The organism is Pseudomonas sp. 3296, from assembly GCF_031456615.1.
In the GTDB taxonomy this organism is placed as follows: Bacteria; Pseudomonadota; Gammaproteobacteria; order Pseudomonadales; family Pseudomonadaceae; genus Aquipseudomonas; species Aquipseudomonas mucoides.
The window spans coordinates 829942-847107 of the sequence record NZ_JAVDUY010000001.1 but is presented as its reverse complement, the minus strand read 5'-3'; the positions used below and the strand labels follow the sequence as shown (position 1 = coordinate 847107).

The window sequence follows — 17166 nt, the reverse complement described above, 5'->3', positions numbered from 1 at the left end:
TTATGCAAGTTAAGCGTTTTTTCGCCGCCGATATGCGTCAGGCCATGAAACTGGTTCGTGATGAGCTGGGCGCCGATGCCGCCATTATTGGCAATCGCCGGATTGCCGGTGGTGTCGAGCTGACGGCTGCGCTGGATTACAAATTGTCGGCGCTGGCCCCGCGTGTTCCGAACATGGAACTCGAGGATGAGCTGCGCAAGACCCAATCGCGCATCGTCACTGCCCAGGCCGAATTGAGCCTGCGTGGCGATGGCGAGACCGAAGGCGACAAGACCACCAATCGCCAGTTGTTCGCCGGCCTGCCACTGACCGCTGCCGAGCCACTGATCGAGCCGACCTACGCCGAACCGCGTCGCTCGGCGCCTGCCCCGGCACCGGCTGCCGGCGGCGTTGATCCACGTGCGTTCGACTCGATGCGCTTCGAACTCAACAGCCTGCGTGAACTGATGGAAGTACAGCTCGGTTCGCTGGCCTGGAATCAGCTGCAAGGCAGCCGGCCGGCCCAGGCCAACCTTTGGCGTCGCCTGCAACGCATCGGCCTGTCCGGCCCGTTGTCGCGCGATCTGCTGGCCATGATCGGTGATATCGATGAGCCTCGTCAGGCCTGGCGCATGTTGCTGGCGCATCTGGCGCGGATGATTGCCACACCGGAAGTCGAGCCACTGGAAGAGGGCGGCGTGATTGCCATGGTCGGCCCTGCCGGCATGGGCAAGACCACCACCCTGGCCAAGCTCGCGGCCCGTTACGTGCTCAAGTACGGCGCGCAGAACATCGCGCTGGTGAGCATGGACAGCTTTCGCATTGGCGCCCAGGAGCAGCTCAAGACGCTGGGGCGCATTCTCAATGTGTCGGTGACCCACGTCGATCCGGGCCAGTCGCTGGTTCAGGCGCTGGAGCCACTGCTGCGCAAACGCGTGGTGCTGATCGATACCGCAGGCCTTCAGGCCAGCGATCCGGCCCTGCGCATGCAGCTCGAAAGCCTGGCCGGGCGTGGCATCAAATCAAAAAATTACCTGGTGCTCGCAACCACCAGCCAAAAACAGGTTCTAACAGCCGCTTATCACAGTTACAAGCGCTGCGGGCTCGCTGGCTGCATCCTGACTAAACTGGATGAAACGGCAAGTCTGGGCGAGGTGCTGAGCCTGGCGATCAGTCATGAATTGCCGGTGGCGTACCTGACCGATGGCCCGCGGATTCCGGATGATTTGCATCTGCCGCGCCGTCATCAATTGGTCAGTCGCGCCGTGAGCGTGCAAATGCAGGAAGAACCCAGCGAAGAAGCCATGGCTGATATGTTCGCTGATATTTACCACAGCCCGACCAAGCAGGTTGGCTAAGGTAGTCATGAACAGTTTTTGTACCTACATCGATGGTCTGCCATGCATTGTTCCATTTGTGAACGCGCAGCCAGTAATGTGGCCTCCGTCTATGCAAGACAAGGTAAAGAAATAACATGGGCAGCATGCATCCCGTACAGGTGATCGCGGTGACCGGCGGCAAAGGTGGCGTCGGCAAGACTAACGTGTCAGTGAATTTGTCGCTGGCCCTGGCTGAACTCGGCCGTCGCGTCATGCTGTTGGACGCTGACCTGGGCCTGGCGAACGTCGACGTCCTGTTGGGACTGACACCCAAACGTACCCTGGCCGACGTGATCGAAGGCCGCTGCGAGCTGCGCGACGTTCTGTTGCAGGGCCCGGGCGGTATTCGAATTGTTCCGGCCGCATCCGGCACCCAGAGCATGGTTCATTTGAGCCCGGCTCAACACGCCGGCCTGATCCAGGCGTTCAGCGACATCGGCGACAACCTCGACGTATTGGTGATCGACACCGCTGCGGGCATAGGTGACTCGGTAGTCAGTTTTGTTCGCGCAGCGCAAGAAGTCTTGCTCGTGGTCTGCGACGAGCCGACCTCGATCACCGACGCCTACGCGTTGATCAAACTGCTTAACCGCGACTACGGCATGAACCGCTTCCGTGTCCTGGCCAACATGGCCCAGAGCCCGCAAGAAGGTCGCAACCTGTTCGCCAAGTTGACCAAGGTCACCGACCGCTTTCTCGACGTTGCCTTGCAATACGTCGGCGCGGTGCCTTACGACGAAAGCGTGCGCAAGGCTGTGCAGAAACAACGTGCCGTGTATGAAGCCTTCCCGCGTTCCAAGTGCGCCCTGGCGTTCAAGGCCATCGCGCAGAAAGTTGATACCTGGCCGCTGCCTGCCAACCCGCGCGGGCACCTTGAGTTTTTCGTCGAGCGCCTCGTGCAACAGACCGCAGGACCCGTTCTATGACAGCCAGTGGCTACAACCTCTACAAGAAGTCGGCACGTGACGCGCAGTACGAGCTGATCGAGCGTTACGCGCCACTGGTCAAACGCATTGCTTACCACTTGCTGGCCCGTCTGCCGGCCAGTGTCCAGGTTGAAGACCTGATCCAGGCCGGGATGATCGGCCTGCTTGAAGTGTCGACCAAATACGACGCCAGCAAAGGCGCCAGTTTCGAGACGTACGCGGGCATACGAATCCGCGGCGCCATGCTTGATGAAGTACGCAAGGGGGACTGGGCGCCACGTTCGGTCCACCGAAATACCCGTATGGTCAGTGACGCAATTCGCTCTATTGAAGCTAAAACCGGCCGTGACGCTAAAGATCACGAGGTTGCGGCCGAACTCCAATTGAGTCTCGACGATTATTACGGGATTTTGAACGACACCCTGGGCAGCCGCTTATTCAGTTTCGACGATCTGTTGCAGGACGGCGAACACGAAGGGCTGCACGAGGATGGCGCGAGTGCACATCTGGAGCCGTCACGCGATCTGGAAGATGAACGCTTCCAGGCGGCGCTGGCGGACGCGATTGCCAATTTGCCGGAGCGTGAGCGACTGGTGTTGGCGCTGTACTACGACGAAGAGTTGAATCTCAAGGAAATCGGTGAGGTCCTGGGGGTCAGCGAATCGCGGGTCAGCCAGTTACACAGCCAGTGCGCGGCCCGTTTGCGGGGGCGTTTGGGGGAGTGGCGAGCGCGCTGAAGGCAGTGTGGGGACACTGCGAACGGGGCTGGTGCGGATTTGAACGGCACCGGTCGCGATCTGTTGTGCTCCAGACAGTCATCGAGTGAATTGCCGGATTGATTGAAATGGCGCGTCCAGGTGCTGGGCGCGTTTAAGACTGCTTGGAGGTCGAATTGGACAAGAACATGAAAATCCTCATCGTTGATGACTTCTCAACGATGCGGCGGATCATAAAAAACCTGTTGCGTGACCTTGGGTTCACCAACACGGTCGAGGCTGACGATGGCACTACCGCCATTCCGGTTCTCAACAGCGGGAGCATCGACTTTCTGGTAACGGACTGGAACATGCCTGGCATGACCGGTATCGATCTGCTGCGCCACGTGCGCGCCGATGAAAAGCTCAAGCACCTGCCGGTGTTGATGGTGACCGCTGAAGCCAAGCGCGAGCAGATCATCGAAGCGGCCCAGGCCGGTGTAAACGGCTATGTGGTCAAACCCTTCACGGCCCAGGCGTTGAAAGAAAAAATCGAGAAGATTTTCGAACGCATCGGTTGATCCACTGCGCCACGGGGGAGCTATGGAGCATAAAGAATCTTCACAGGGCGATTTTGAATCGACCCTGAAAAAACATGCCGTCGAACTGGTCGCCAGCCTTGAAAAAGGCAGGTTCGGCGAGGCTGTGCAACTGATCCATGAGCTCAATCAGACCCGTGACCGTGGCCTGTATCAGGAAGTGGGCAAGCTCACTCGCGAGCTGCACAGCGCGATCGTCAATTTCCAGATTGACCCGAACATGCCGCAAGCCGAGGAAGTGTCGCAGATCACGGACGCCACCGAGCGCCTGGGGTATGTGGTCAAGCTGACCGAGGCCGCGGCCAACCGCACCATGGACCTGGTGGAAAGCGCCACGCCGCTGGTCAACAGCCTGAGCGAAGAAGCCCAGGCGTTGAGCACGGACTGGGGCCGGTTCATGCGTCGCGAAGTCGGGGCTGAAGAGTTCCGTGAGCTGGCCCGCCGCGTCGACGGTTTCCTGACACGCAGCACCGAGGACAACCGCACGGTGTCGAGCAACCTCAACGACATCCTGCTGGCTCAGGATTACCAGGACCTCACCGGTCAGGTGATCAAGCGCGTGACCCAGTTGGTCACCGAAGTTGAAAGCAATTTGCTCAAGCTCGTCCTCATGGCCAGCCAGGTAGACCGCTTTGCGGGTATCGAACATGACCGTGAATCGATGCTCGCCGAAAAAGATCCACAAAAACATCTCTCTCAGGGTGAAGGTCCGCAGATTCATGCCGATAAAAGAGAAGACGTTGTGTCCGGTCAGGACGATGTGGACGATTTGCTATCCAGCCTGGGATTTTAGCGTTTCAGCATTCTAGGTTTTTTAGGTTTTTAGACCTGTAGGAGCACCCCCTTAATGAGCTTCGGCGCCGATGAAGAGATCCTTCAGGATTTCCTGGTTGAGGCCGGCGAGATTCTAGAGCAACTGTCCGAACAACTGGTCGAGCTGGAAAGCCGACCGGATGATGCGGACTTGCTCAATGCAATTTTTCGCGGTTTTCACACTGTAAAAGGGGGCGCCGGCTTCCTCCAGCTCAACGAGCTGGTGGAGTGCTGCCACATCGCCGAGAACGTGTTCGACATCCTGCGCAAGGGTGAGCGTCGCGTCGATTCGGAACTGATGGACGTGGTCCTCGAAGCGCTCGACGCGGTGAACAGCATGTTCGGCGAAGTCCGCGAGCGCAGCCCCGTGACGGCGGCGACACCTGAATTGCTGGAGGCCCTGGCCCGTCTGGCCGAGCCGCAAACAGCAGATGAAGCTGCTCCGGTGGCTCACGTGGCTGAAGCGCCTGCCGCCGAAAGCGAATCGGGCGACATCACCGATAACGAATTCGAACAACTGCTGGACTCGCTGAACGCCGTCAAGGCTCAGGCCGAAGCACCCGTGGCTGCAGCACCGACGCCTGCCAGCGATGCCGCTGCCAGCGACGAAATCACCGATGCCGAGTTCGAGTCGTTGCTCGATCAATTGCACGGTAAAGGCCAGTTCGCCGTGGATGCCGTGGCCCCTGCGCCCGCCGCACCGGCTGCGCCGAAAGCGGCAGGTGACAGCTCCGACATTACCGACGACGAATTTGAAGCACTGCTCGACCAGCTGCACGGCAAAGGCAACTTTGCGGTGGATGCGCTGGAGTCGGCCATTGCTTCGGTACCGGCTTCACCTACGCCATCCGCAGCCGCGGTGGGTGGGGATCTGATCTCCGATCACGAGTTCGAATCGCTGCTCGACGAATTGCACGGTAAAGGCAAGTTCACCGATGTGGCGACAGGCACTGTCGTCACTGCCCCGGCGCCCGCTGCCAAGGCAGCGGCACCGGTGGCCAAAGCACCAGAACCGAAAGCCGAGGCACCGAAACCGGCTGCCGCTGCTGCACCGGCCCCGGCCCGTGCTCCGGCTGCGCCGCCACCGGAAAAACCGGCGAGCGAAGCCGAGACCACCGTGCGGGTCGATACCGCGCGTCTCGACGAAATCATGAACATGGTCGGCGAACTGGTACTGGTGCGTAACCGCCTGGTTCGCCTGGGGGCCAACAGTGCCGACGAAGCCATGTCCAAGGCGGTGTCGAACCTCGACGTGGTCACGGCTGACCTGCAAACCGCGGTCATGAAGACCCGGATGCAACCGATCAAGAAAGTCTTCGGGCGCTTCCCGCGCCTGGTTCGCGACCTGGCTCGCCAGCTCAAGAAAGAGATCAACCTGGAACTGGTCGGCGAAGAAACCGACCTCGACAAGAACCTCGTCGAGGCCCTGGCCGACCCGCTGGTCCACTTGGTGCGCAACGCGGTCGACCACGGCATCGAGTCGCCGGAAGAACGCGAAGCCTCGGGCAAGTCCCGTGGCGGTCGAGTCGTCCTTGCGGCGGAACAGGAAGGCGACCACATCCTGCTGTCGATCTCCGATGACGGCAAAGGCATGGACCCGCACGTCCTGCGTTCCATCGCGGTAAAACGCGGTGTGATGGACAAGGACGCGGCGGATCGCCTGAGCGATACCGAGTGCTACAACCTGATTTTCGCGCCAGGGTTCTCGACCAAGACCGAGATCTCCGACGTGTCGGGTCGTGGCGTGGGCATGGACGTGGTGAAAACCAAGATTTCCCAGCTCAACGGTTCGATCAACATCTACTCGACCAAGGGCCAGGGCTCGAAGATCGTCATCAAGGTCCCGTTGACCCTGGCGATCATGCCGACGCTGATGGTCATGCTTGGCAACCAGGCGTTTGCGTTCCCGCTGGTGAACGTCAACGAGATCTTCCACCTCGACCTGTCGACCACCAACGTGGTGGACGGCCAGGAAGTGGTGATTGTCCGCGACAAGGCGCTGCCACTGTTTTACCTCAAGCGCTGGCTGGTCAGCTCCGCCGCTCACGAAGAGCAGCGCGAAGGCCATGTGGTGATCCTTTCGGTGGGCACGCAGCGGATCGGCTTTGTCGTCGATCAGTTGGTGGGCCAGGAAGAAGTGGTCATCAAGCCATTGGGCAAAATGCTCCAGGGAACTCCGGGCATGTCGGGCGCCACCATCACCGGTGACGGCCGCATTGCGCTGATTCTCGATGTTCCGAGCATGCTCAAGCGTTACGCCACGCGGCGTATTTGATTCTGGTGGGGCGGGGCGACTGAGCCTCGCTCCGTCTAACGGAGTGTTTATGGCAGTCAAAGTCCTGGTGGTGGACGATTCGGGGTTTTTCCGCCGCCGCGTCTCGGAAATTCTTTCAGCGGATTCGAATATCCAGGTCGTCGGAACGGCGACCAACGGAAAAGAGGCGATCGATCAGGCCCTGGCCCTCAAGCCGGACGTGATCACGATGGACTACGAAATGCCCATGATGGACGGCATCACGGCCGTGCGGCACATCATGCAGCGCTGCCCGACGCCGGTGTTGATGTTCTCCTCGCTGACGCACGAAGGCGCCCGGGTCACCCTTGATGCGCTGGACGCCGGCGCAGTGGATTTCCTGCCGAAGAATTTCGAAGACATCTCCCGTAATCCGGAGAAGGTCAAGCAACTGCTGTGCGAGAAGATCCTGAGCATTTCGCGCAGTAACCGTCGCGCCAATACCTACAGTGCACCGGCCCCGGTCGCCGCACCTGTCCCAACACCTGCGCCTGCAAGCGTCAGCAGCTACGGCAGCCACACACCGTCGCGTCCAGCGCCCGCTCCGATTCCGGCACGCACCCATGCGCCTGTGTCGTCCGGCCCATCGTCGCCTGCACCGAAACGCAAAGCCTACAAACTGGTGGCCATCGGCACGTCCACGGGCGGTCCGGTTGCACTGCAACGGGTCCTGACCCAGTTGCCGGCCAACTTCCCGGCGCCGCTGGTATTGATCCAGCACATGCCGGCGGCGTTCACCAAGGCCTTCGCCGAACGCCTGGACAAGCTCTGCCGCATCAGCGTCAAGGAAGCCGAGGATGGCGACATCCTGCGTCCTGGCCTGGCGTTGCTGGCACCGGGTGGCAAGCAAATGATGATCGATGGCCGTGGCGCGGTGAAAATCCTGCCAGGCGACGAGCGTCTGAATTACAAACCAAGCGTGGACATCACCTTCGGTTCTGCCGCCAAGTCCTACGGCGACAAAGTTCTGGCGGTCGTGCTGACCGGCATGGGCGCCGACGGTCGTGAAGGGGCTCGCCTGCTCAAACAGAGCGGCAGCGCGATCTGGGCTCAGGATGAAGCCAGTTGCGTGATCTACGGCATGCCGATGGCCATCGTCAAAGCCGATCTCGCCGATGCGATCTACGGGCTGGAAGATATTGGCAAGCACCTGGTCGAGGCGTGTATCTGATGGATGTTTTAAGCCTGATTGGCATCATCATGGCGTTCGTCGCCATCATTGGCGGGAACTACCTTGAAGGTGGTCACCTCGGCGCGCTGGCCAATGGTCCGGCAGCGTTGATCGTATTGGGTGGGACCATCGGCGCAGCCTTGTTGCAATCGCCAATGAGCGCCTTCAAGCGCGCCATGCAAATTCTTGGCTGGATTCTGTTTCCGCCGCGCGTTGATCTCGCCGGTGGCATTGATCGCGTGGTGAACTGGAGCCTGACCGCCCGCAAGGAAGGCCTGCTCGGTCTTGAAGGGGTGGCCGATGCCGAACCTGACAGCTACTCGCGCAAAGGCCTGCAACTGCTGGTTGACGGTGCCGAACCGGAAGCAATTCGCAGCATCCTGGAAGTGGATTTCTATACCCAAGAAAGCCGCGACATCGAGGCCGCCAAAGTCTTTGAAAGCATGGGCGGCTACGCGCCGACCATCGGGATTATCGGGGCAGTGATGGGCCTGATCCATGTCATGGGCAACCTCGCCGATCCGACCCAACTGGGCAGCGGCATTGCCGTGGCCTTCGTCGCGACCATCTACGGCGTGGCCAGTGCCAACCTGGTGTTGCTGCCAATTGCCTCCAAGCTCAAGTCCGTGGCCTTGCGTCAGTCGCGTTATCGCGAAATGTTGCTGGAAGGGATCCTGTCGATCGCCGAGGGTGAAAACCCTCGCTCTATTGAGTTGAAGCTTCAGGGCTTCATGGATTGATGGGAGACATGGATCATGGCACGTCGTCGGCAACCTGAAGAACATGTAAACCATGAACGCTGGCTCGTTTCCTATGCCGACTTCATTACGCTGCTGTTCGCGTTCTTCGTGGTCATGTACTCGATCTCTTCGATCAACGAAGGCAAGTACAAAGTCATCTCGCAAGCGTTGATCGGGGTCTTCACCGACGCCGATCGCTCGCTCAAGCCGATTCCGGTCGGCGAAGAGCGGCCGATGACCGTGACGCCGGCAAAACCGTTGGTGAAAGACAGCGAGCAGGTCGATGCAGGTGTAGCCGGTTCCAACGATCCGCTCAAGAGCATCGCCGATGACATCAGTGCCGCGTTTGGTGACTTGATCAGCTCCAACCAGATGACCGTGCGCGGCAACGAGTTGTGGGTCGAGATCGAACTCAATTCCAGCCTGTTGTTCGGCAGTGGCGATGCCATGCCCAGCGACGTCGCGTTCAACATCATCGACAAGGTCGCCGGGATTCTGAAGCCTTTCGACAACCCGATCCACGTCGAAGGTTTTACGGATGATCAACCGATTCGCACCGCGCAGTACCCGACCAACTGGGAGCTGTCCTCGGCCCGTTCCGCGAGCATCGTGCGCATGCTGGCGATGCAGGGTGTGAACCCCAGCCGCCTGGCGTCCGTCGGCTACGGCGAGTTCCAGCCAGTGGCCAACAACGCCACTGCCGAAGGCCGCGCACGCAACCGTCGTGTGGTGCTGGTAGTGTCGCGCAACCTCGATGTCCGCCGCAGCCTGACCGGCACCGGTACCGCTCATGCACAACCGGACGCCGCGTTGAAGCGTGCTGGCACACAAACTGCACCGACCCCGGTCAAGTCGCCGGTACGAGAGAGCGCCGTCAATTCTCCGTCACCCGTATTAACACGTTGAGCTATTTCTCGGTTGACTCTGTCGACCGGGCGGAACCCTTCGAATGAGAGTCTGGGCAGTTGCCAATCAAAAGGGTGGTGTTGGTAAAACCACTTCCTCTATCGCTTTAGCCGGTTTGCTGGCCGAGGCGGGCAAGCGCGTGGTTGTGGTCGATCTCGACCCGCACGGCTCCATGACCAGTTACTTCGGCTACGATCCCGACACCCTGGAACACAGCAGCTACGACTTGTTCCTGCACAAGGGCAGCGTGCCGCAAGGCTTGCCCGGTCAGTTGCTGTTGCCCACCAGCCACGAAAGCATTTCCCTGTTGCCCTCAAGCACCGCGCTGGCCACCCTTGAGCGTCAGTCGCCGGGGCAGAGTGGTTTGGGTCTGGTGATCGCCAAGAGCCTGGCGCAGTTGTGGCAGGACTTCGATTACGCGGTGATCGACAGCCCGCCGTTGCTCGGCGTGCTGATGGTCAATGCCTTGGCGGCGAGCCAGCAGTTGGTGATCCCGGTGCAGACCGAGCACCTCGCCGTCAAAGGCCTTGAACGCATGGTCAACACCCTGGCGATGATCAACCGCTCACGCAAACAGGCGCTGCCGTTCACCATTATCCCGACCTTGTTCGACCGCCGCACGCAGGCTTCCCTTGGGACCCTGCGGGTGCTGCGCGACTTGTACCCGGAAGAAATCTGGCAAGGCTACATTCCGGTCGACACGCGTCTGCGTGATGCAAGCCGGGCCGGGCTCACGCCTTCGCAGTTCGACGGCAAGAGCCGCGGCGTTCTGGCTTACCGCGCGCTGCTCAAGCATTTGCTGGCGCAGCAATCCGTTGCGCAGGTGGCGTGAGATGAACCTTCCTTGCGTGGTGCTTAAATGAATCGGCCGGTGAAAATCACCTCTCGCCCGCAACTGGCGCTCCAGAGCTATCTGGACAGCTTGCTGCAGGACGCGACCGAGGAGCTGTCGCCCGTCATCGAAGCGCCCGTCGAAGTGACCGAGCCTGAAAGCACCCTCGACGAGTTTCAGTTGGCGGTGCTCGAAGAACAGGCGCGTGATGCGGCGGTGGTTGTGGCCCCTGTGGTTGCCCCTGTCGTTGCGCCAGTCGTGAAGGCGCCAGCACCTGTCATGGACGCACCGGCACCGATCCTCGCGCCGGTATCGACCATTGCACCAATGCTGCAAACGCTGGTGCCACCGGTTGTCGAAGTTCATCTTCCGCCGAGCAACACGCCGCCTCCGGTCGAAACTGACGGGCGTCCATCGTGGGCCGCCGAGCCTTTCGAATGCCTGTTGTTCGACGTCGCCGGCCTGACGCTGGCGGTGCCGCTGGTGTGCCTCGGTTCGATTTATTCGTTGGCCGGTCACGAGCTGACGCCGCTGTTCGGTCAGCCGGAGTGGTTCCTCGGGATTCTCCCGAGCCAGGCTGGCAACCTGAAAGTCCTCGATACCGCGCGTTGGGTCATGCCCGACCGCTACCGCGATGACTTCCGCCAAGGCCTGCAATACGTCATTTCGGTTCAGGGCTATGAGTGGGGGCTGGCTGTGCATCAGGTCAGCCGCTCGTTGCGCCTGGACCCCAACGAAATCAAATGGCGCAGCCACCGGGGTCAACGACCCTGGCTGGCGGGCACCGTGATTGAACACATGTGTGCCTTGCTCGACGTTTCCGCACTGGCCGAACTGATCGCCAGTGGCGGGGCAAAGCACCTGAGCAGCATCAAGAAACCGGCTCACAAACCGACATAACAAACACGCTTCGGCAGTCACTGCCGATGCACAGAACACACACCGCCAGGGCGGTTTTTCGAGGGGTCAGGGTATGAATGATAAGGCGACGGCTGCAAAGGGTTCCGAAGATCCGATCCTGCAATGGGTAACCTTCAAGCTGGATAATGAAACCTACGGCATCAACGTGATGCGCGTTCAGGAAGTCCTGCGCTACACCGAAATCGCCCCGGTCCCGGGTGCTCCGTCCTACGTGCTGGGCATCATCAACCTGCGCGGTAACGTGGTCACCGTGATCGACACCCGTCAGCGCTTCGGCTTGATGAATGCCGAGATCAGCGACAACACCCGTATCGTCATCATTGAAGCCGACAAGCAGGTAGTCGGGATCATGGTCGACAGCGTGGCCGAAGTGGTTTACCTGCGTCAGTCGGAAATCGAAACCGCGCCAAACGTCGGTAACGAAGAATCCGCCAAGTTCATCCAAGGCGTATGCAACAAGAACAACGAACTGCTGATCCTGGTCGAGCTGGACAAGATGATGAGCGAAGAAGAATGGTCGGACCTGGAGAACATCTGATTGATTCTTGAGGTAGCGGTCATTGTCCTGTTCCTTTTCTGGGCAGGCACGCTGGCGATGTTTCTGGCGTACATACGCGGTCAACGATTGATCGCCGCGCAACAGGCTCAGGGCGATGCGCTGCGGGATCAGCGCATCAAGGACCTGGCCAAACGCGTGGACGACTACCAGCGCGGCAATGTGCGCATGGGTGAAGACCTGCACGAGCTGCGCGCGGTGGTCGGCCCGCTGCCGGACAAACTGGCGCAACTGGAACAGCGCGACCCGTCGAGCCTGTCGTTTGCCCAGGCGGCGCGACTGGTCGGGATGGGCGCTACGGTGGATGAACTCACTCAGTCCTGCGGTTTGACCCAGGCAGAGGCGGAGTTGATGCGCAAGCTGCACAAGAACTGAGATAGCCAATCGCGAGCAGGCTCACCCCTACATCTATGGCGGTCGCGCACAACGTATGTGAACGCCGCCGAACCCTGTGGGAGCCGGGCTTGCCCGCGATGGCGTCCTTGAAGCCTCAGTAATCATCCCCGCGATCAGTGATGTCCTTCTCCAGCATGACTGCATCGGGATCATGCCCCGCCGGAAACTTGCCCTTCAGATTCCATGCAAACGCAATAATCTCGGCAATCGTGCGGTACAACTCCTCCGGAATACTCTCCCCCAGCTCCATCCGCGCCAGCAGCTTCACCAGCTCGGCGTTTTCGTAGATCGGCACTTCGTAGTCGCGAGCGATCCGCAAAATCTCTTCCGCCAGCGCTTCGTCACCCTTGGCCGTGAGGGTAGGGGCGTGGCTGCCGTCGTATTTGAGGGCGATGGCCTGGCGTGGGGCGTTGGGGTTTCTCATGCGGTTTCGTCGACCCAGCGTTGTTCAAGACGGGTTTGCGGGCCTTGTGGCGGTTTGCCGAGGTGGCAATCCAGATCGCCGACGTTCAGTCCCGACGCCAGCAGGCGTTCGCGCAGCCCGGCCAGGTTGTTTTCGATCAGGCTCGCGGTGTACGGGCGTTCGGCCCAGAGTTGGCTGGACAGGCTGCCCTGGATCAGCTGCGCCTGAATCTGCAACGGGCCTAGCGGTTCCATGTCGAACGCCAGGTCGACGCGCCACAATGGTTGCTTGGGCTCACGTTCGTCGCGACGTTCGTGCGGCTGTTCTTTCTCTGGGGCTTCTTCGCGCTGGAACTTGACCTGCAATGGCACGATGTCCTGCAGGTTGCGCATGGGGATTTCCAGCTGCCAGGTGCTGACCAGCCGCCCATCGTCCGTCAGACCGGTTTGTTCCAGGCTCGACAGTTGATGGCTTTGCAGGCGCGAAACCGCCGCCGCTGCCAAACGCAGCAAGTGCTCCAGATCACCTTCACCGTGCTGGCTTTGCAGCAGGCGCTCGGGCAGCGGGAAACTGGTCGGCAACGGTTTGGCGCTGACCTGGCCGAGCATGCCGAGGGCGCTGCGCACAAAACTCGGCATCGCCTGCACCAATGTGTTGGCGGCGATCAGTGCATTGAGGTTGGTGTTGGCCGGCAGCCCCGGTGTCAGTTGTGCGATCAGCTTGAGCAAATCGCCCTTCATGTCTGGAGCCAGCGTCGGATTCTGTCCGGTCAGCAATTTCGCTTCGAGGAACAGGCCGCTGTTGGCCAACGCTTGAGCAAGCCCCTTTGGCGTGCTCAATTGCTGAACGTCCGGGAGGCCAGCGAGGAGTATTTCCACGGCAACACGCAGGTCGTTGGAAGTCGGATCCGACGATGGTGGAGGCAACGGCAGGTTTTGCAGGACTTTGATCAAGCCATCCAGCGAGCCTTGGCGGCTTTGTTGGCTGACCAGTTGCTGGGTCACCGCCAATTGTTCCTGGCGGCTGCTCAGCGGGACGAATTTCAGCGTCTGGGTGTCTTGCACCATGGCGCTCAACAACGTGCCGATGCGCAGCGGCGTCGGGCTGTCGATACTCAAGGTGCTACCGCTCAGCACGGTGTTCAACACGCTCACCATCGAGCGAAACACCGTCGGTTGCCCTGGCACCTGCGGCAGCATTTGCGAGGTCAGTACTTTGCCTTGTAGCAAGGTGCCGACCGGCAGCTGCGCCGTGTCGATGCGGGTAAGGGTGGCAATGCTGGAAGCGATGGCCTGTTGCACAGTGATTGCCAGATTGCTCGCCGACGGCTGTGTGATCGCCAGGCTGGTGCCTTGAGGCAACGGTTGGGTGCTGGTGGCCTGCACCGTGGTCTGGCGACCGCTGTCGAGGGTGACTTTGAGCAACAGTTGAAAAGTCTGATCCGTCTGCTTGAGCGACAGCACTTCAGCCTTGGCGGTCTGTCCGACGTCGATCAGGCCCTCCATTGGCTTAAGCAACTGCAGCAGGTCGCCACTCACCACCAGCGGCCGCGAAGTCGCGGGCGTGGTCTGGGGCAGCGGGAGGATGTTCATTTCGCCTGTCATACGCGGTCACAACCTGAGGAAAATGCACTCTTTAGAGTAGGGCATGGCATGTATAATGCCGCCCGTCTTTCGGGGAGTGGCGAAAACATTGCAATTGTTTGACGCAGCTCTCTAGAACAGGCCGCCAATGCATCTATGCTGCATCTCTTTAGCGGCCGCTTCGCCGCCGACTTGAACCGCAAAAGGCCCGTGATCCCTTGACCAGCCCAGTCCTGCAAACCGTTGCCCTCGCTTGTGAGCGAGACCTTCGGCTGCTCTTCGAAAATCTCGATTTGAGACTGGCCAGTGGCGAAATGGTGCAAATCAGCGGCCCCAACGGCAGTGGCAAGACCAGCCTGTTGCGTCTGCTGTGCGGGCTGATGCAGCCGACCGCCGGTCAGGTGCTGCTCAACGGCCAGCCGCTCAATGAGCAACGTCTTGAGCTGGCGCGCAACCTGCTGTGGATCGGTCATGCCGCCGGCATCAAGGAACTGCTGACCCCCGAGGAAAACCTCAGCTGGCTTTGCGCCTTGCATCACCCGGCGTCCCATGAGGCCATCTGGCAAGCCCTGGCGGCTGTCGGACTGCGCGGTTTCGAGGATGTTCCCTGCCACACCCTGTCTGCTGGCCAGCATCGTCGCGTGGCGTTGGCGCGGTTGTACCTGGACAGCCCGCCGCTGTGGATTCTCGATGAACCGTTCACCGCGCTCGATAAACAAGGCGTGGCGCAACTCGAAGAACACCTGGCCGCGCACTGCGAGCGGGGCGGCATGGTCGTGTTGACCACGCACCACACGCTGACCCGGATGCCGGCCGGCTATCGCGACATTGACCTGGGGAATTGGGCCGTATGAGTGTTTTCGGCCTGTTGGTCGCCCGTGAGGCCCGTTTATTGTTCCGCCGTCCTGCGGAGCTGGCTAATCCGCTGGTGTTCTTCGCCATCGTGGTGGCGCTGTTCCCGCTGGCGGTCGGCCCCGAGGCTCAATTGTTGCAAACCTTGTCTCCGGGACTGGTCTGGGTGGCAGCGCTTTTAGCGGTTCTGCTCTCGCTGGACGGGCTTTTCCGCAGTGATTTCGAAGACGGTTCCCTCGAACAGTGGGTCCTTTCGTCGCACCCCCTGCCTCTTCTGGTATTGGCCAAGGTACTGGCACACTGGGCCTTCTCCGGCCTGGCACTGGTTTTGCTCGCGCCACTGCTGGCGTTGATGCTCGGTTTACCTGCCGCTTGTCTGCCGGTGTTGCTGCTTTCCTTATTGCTGGGTACACCGGTGCTGAGCCTGCTCGGTGCGGTGGGCGCAGCCCTGACGGTTGGATTGAAGCGCGGTGGCCTGTTGCTGGCATTGCTGATTCTGCCGCTGTACATCCCGGTGTTGATTCTCGGCAGTGGCGCCTTGCAGGCTGCCTTGCAGGGCATGCCGGCGACCGGTTATCTCCTATGGCTTGGTAGCCTGACCGCCCTGGCGATAACCCTGACACCTTTTGCAATAGCTGCTGGCCTGAAGATCAGCGTCGGCGAATAATGAGGTCTGGTTAAAATTTAACCAGTAAAGACCCAGCCCTTCACAGCGAAGGGCAACCGTGATGGAAACAGTATGAACTGGACGTGGTTTCACAAGCTTGGCTCGCCCAAATGGTTTTACGGCATCAGCGGCAAACTGCTGCCCTGGCTGAGCGTCGCAGCGTTGCTGCTGATCGGTGTCGGTGTCGTTTGGGGCCTGGCCTTCGCGCCGCCTGATTACCAGCAAGGCAACAGCTTTCGCATCATCTATATCCATGTTCCGGCCGCCATGCTGGCGCAGTCCTGCTATGTGATGCTGGCCGTGTGCGGCATCGTCGGGCTGGTCTGGAAGATGAAACTGGCCGACGTCGCCCTGCAATGCGCGGCGCCCATCGGTGCCTGGATGACCGCCGTGGCGCTGGTCACCGGCGCGATCTGGGGCAAACCGACCTGGGGTTCGTGGTGGGTCTGGGATGCGCGACTGACGTCCATGCTGATCCTGCTGTTTCTGTACTTCGGTCTTATTGCGCTGGGCAACGCCATCAGTAATCGTGACAGCGCCGCCAAGGCCTGTGCTGTGTTGGCGATTGTCGGCGTGATCAACATCCCGATCATCAAGTACTCGGTGGAGTGGTGGAACACCCTGCACCAGGGCGCGACCTTCACCCTCACCGAAAAACCAGCGATGCCGGCCGAGATGTGGCTGCCGTTGCTGCTGACGGTGCTGGGATTCTACTGTTTCTTCGGCGCGGTCCTGTTGCTGCGCATGCGCCTTGAAGTGCTCAAGCGCGAAGCGCGGGCCAGCTGGGTCAAGGCCGAAGTACAGAACAGTCTGGAGGCCGCTCGATGAGTTTTGCTTCATTCGGCGATTTCCTCGCCATGGGCCATCATGCCCTGTATGTCTGGTCCGCCTATGGCATCTGCCTGGCAGTGCTGGCCCTCAACGTGGCGGCGCCGATCCTGGCCCGCAAGCGGTATCTGCAACAAGAGGCGCGTCGTCTGCGCCGGGAGAACGGCAAGTGAATCCGCTGCGCAAAAAGCGTCTTATCATCATTCTCGCGATCCTGGTGGGTGTCGGCGCTGCCGTCGGCCTGGCCCTGAGCGCCTTGCAGCAGAACATCAATCTGTTTTACACCCCGACCCAGATCGCTAACGGCGAAGCGCCGCAAGACACGCGTATTCGGGCGGGCGGCATGGTCGAGAAAGGTTCGTTGCAACGTTCCGGAGATTCGCTGGACGTCAAATTCGTCGTCACCGATTTCAACAAATCCGTGACCATCGCCTATCGCGGCATTCTTCCGGACCTGTTCCGCGAAGGGCAGGGCATCGTTGCCCTGGGCAAAATCAACGCCGACGGCGTGGTGGTGGCTGACGAAGTGCTGGCCAAACACGATGAGAAATACATGCCGCCGGAAGTGACCAAGGCCCTGAAAGACAGCGGCCAGTCGGCACCCACACAAGCCAAAGAGGGTTAATT

At 60.5% G+C, this 17166-nt stretch carries 20 protein-coding genes; 18 read left to right on the top strand and 2 right to left on the bottom strand.

Features of this window, described 5'->3' with window-relative positions; all coding sequences use genetic code 11:
* Positions 1–2 precede the first annotated feature (2 nt).
* The 13 genes from flhF (at position 3) to J2X66_RS03995 (ending at position 12185) form a co-directional block, all read left to right on the top strand.
* A complete protein-coding gene (gene flhF / locus J2X66_RS04055) occupies positions 3–1337 on the top strand; it encodes a flagellar biosynthesis protein FlhF (protein WP_059181376.1) in 1335 nt (444 codons plus the stop codon).
* A 116-nt stretch (positions 1338–1453) separates the two neighbouring features.
* Positions 1454–2284 (top strand): flagellar synthesis regulator FleN, encoded by an 831-nt coding sequence (gene fleN / locus J2X66_RS04050; RefSeq protein WP_003222917.1) that lies wholly within the window; start codon positions 1454–1456, stop codon positions 2282–2284.
* Entirely contained in the window at positions 2281–3021 is a 741-nt protein-coding gene (fliA, locus tag J2X66_RS04045) for an RNA polymerase sigma factor FliA (protein WP_007894214.1), read from the top strand. Before fleN ends, fliA begins: the two co-directional genes overlap by 4 nt.
* Positions 3022–3188: 167 nt before the next feature.
* Complete coding sequence (locus J2X66_RS04040; protein ID WP_003183998.1) at positions 3189–3560, top strand: chemotaxis response regulator CheY; 372 nt, start codon at positions 3189–3191, stop codon at positions 3558–3560.
* A gap of 22 nt (positions 3561–3582) precedes the next feature.
* On the top strand, positions 3583–4371 hold the full coding sequence (locus J2X66_RS04035) for a protein phosphatase CheZ (RefSeq protein ID WP_310261151.1): 789 nt from the start codon (positions 3583–3585) through the stop codon (positions 4369–4371).
* Between the two features lie 54 nt (positions 4372–4425).
* Positions 4426–6666, top strand: coding sequence for a chemotaxis protein CheA (locus J2X66_RS04030; protein ID WP_310261148.1), 2241 nt, complete (start codon positions 4426–4428; stop codon positions 6664–6666).
* A gap of 49 nt (positions 6667–6715) precedes the next feature.
* Positions 6716–7855 (top strand): chemotaxis response regulator protein-glutamate methylesterase, encoded by a 1140-nt coding sequence (locus J2X66_RS04025; protein WP_310261146.1) that lies wholly within the window; start codon positions 6716–6718, stop codon positions 7853–7855.
* Complete coding sequence (locus J2X66_RS04020) at positions 7855–8595, top strand: flagellar motor protein (protein ID WP_027922374.1); 741 nt, start codon at positions 7855–7857, stop codon at positions 8593–8595. The genes J2X66_RS04025 and J2X66_RS04020 overlap by 1 nt, the downstream gene beginning before the upstream one ends.
* A 15-nt stretch (positions 8596–8610) precedes the next feature.
* Positions 8611–9501 carry a flagellar motor protein MotD gene (gene motD / locus J2X66_RS04015; protein WP_310261141.1) on the top strand — a complete coding sequence of 297 codons (891 nt, stop codon included), beginning with the start codon at positions 8611–8613 and terminating at the stop codon, positions 9499–9501.
* Positions 9502–9544: 43 nt separating this feature from the next.
* A complete protein-coding gene (locus J2X66_RS04010; protein ID WP_027922376.1) occupies positions 9545–10333 on the top strand; it encodes a ParA family protein in 789 nt (262 codons plus the stop codon).
* A gap of 27 nt (positions 10334–10360) precedes the next feature.
* Entirely contained in the window at positions 10361–11233 is an 873-nt protein-coding gene (locus J2X66_RS04005) for a CheW domain-containing protein (protein WP_310261138.1), read from the top strand.
* Between the two features lie 73 nt (positions 11234–11306).
* Positions 11307–11792, top strand: coding sequence for a chemotaxis protein CheW (locus J2X66_RS04000; protein ID WP_007946765.1), 486 nt, complete (start codon positions 11307–11309; stop codon positions 11790–11792).
* On the top strand, positions 11793–12185 hold the full coding sequence (locus tag J2X66_RS03995) for a DUF2802 domain-containing protein (RefSeq protein ID WP_027922379.1): 393 nt from the start codon (positions 11793–11795) through the stop codon (positions 12183–12185).
* Positions 12186–12300: 115 nt separating this feature from the next.
* Here J2X66_RS03995 and J2X66_RS03990 read toward each other — a convergent pair whose 3' ends face one another.
* Together J2X66_RS03990 and J2X66_RS03985 are read right to left on the bottom strand one after the other, a co-directional pair.
* Positions 12301–12630, bottom strand: coding sequence for an EscU/YscU/HrcU family type III secretion system export apparatus switch protein (locus J2X66_RS03990; protein WP_310261134.1), 330 nt, complete (start codon positions 12628–12630; stop codon positions 12301–12303).
* A complete protein-coding gene (locus J2X66_RS03985) occupies positions 12627–14213 on the bottom strand; it encodes a flagellar hook-length control protein FliK (RefSeq protein ID WP_310261131.1) in 1587 nt (528 codons plus the stop codon). The genes J2X66_RS03990 and J2X66_RS03985 overlap by 4 nt, the downstream gene beginning before the upstream one ends.
* A 197-nt stretch (positions 14214–14410) precedes the next feature.
* On the opposite strand from J2X66_RS03985, the gene ccmA reads away from it, so the two are divergent.
* From ccmA to ccmE, 5 genes are all read left to right on the top strand, one after another.
* The gene (gene ccmA, locus J2X66_RS03980; RefSeq protein ID WP_027922382.1) at positions 14411–15046 is read left to right on the top strand and encodes a cytochrome c biogenesis heme-transporting ATPase CcmA; all 636 of its coding nucleotides are present in this window, start codon (positions 14411–14413) and stop codon (positions 15044–15046) included.
* Entirely contained in the window at positions 15043–15711 is a 669-nt protein-coding gene (ccmB, locus tag J2X66_RS03975) for a heme exporter protein CcmB (protein WP_310261127.1), read from the top strand. The genes ccmA and ccmB overlap by 4 nt, the downstream gene beginning before the upstream one ends.
* A 72-nt stretch (positions 15712–15783) precedes the next feature.
* Complete coding sequence (locus J2X66_RS03970; RefSeq protein WP_007946756.1) at positions 15784–16539, top strand: heme ABC transporter permease; 756 nt, start codon at positions 15784–15786, stop codon at positions 16537–16539.
* Positions 16536–16712 carry a heme exporter protein CcmD gene (gene ccmD, locus J2X66_RS03965; protein ID WP_008145547.1) on the top strand — a complete coding sequence of 59 codons (177 nt, stop codon included), beginning with the start codon at positions 16536–16538 and terminating at the stop codon, positions 16710–16712. Before J2X66_RS03970 ends, ccmD begins: the two co-directional genes overlap by 4 nt.
* On the top strand, positions 16709–17164 hold the full coding sequence (gene ccmE / locus J2X66_RS03960) for a cytochrome c maturation protein CcmE (RefSeq protein ID WP_123434059.1): 456 nt from the start codon (positions 16709–16711) through the stop codon (positions 17162–17164). The genes ccmD and ccmE overlap by 4 nt, the downstream gene beginning before the upstream one ends.
* Positions 17165–17166 lie beyond the last annotated feature (2 nt).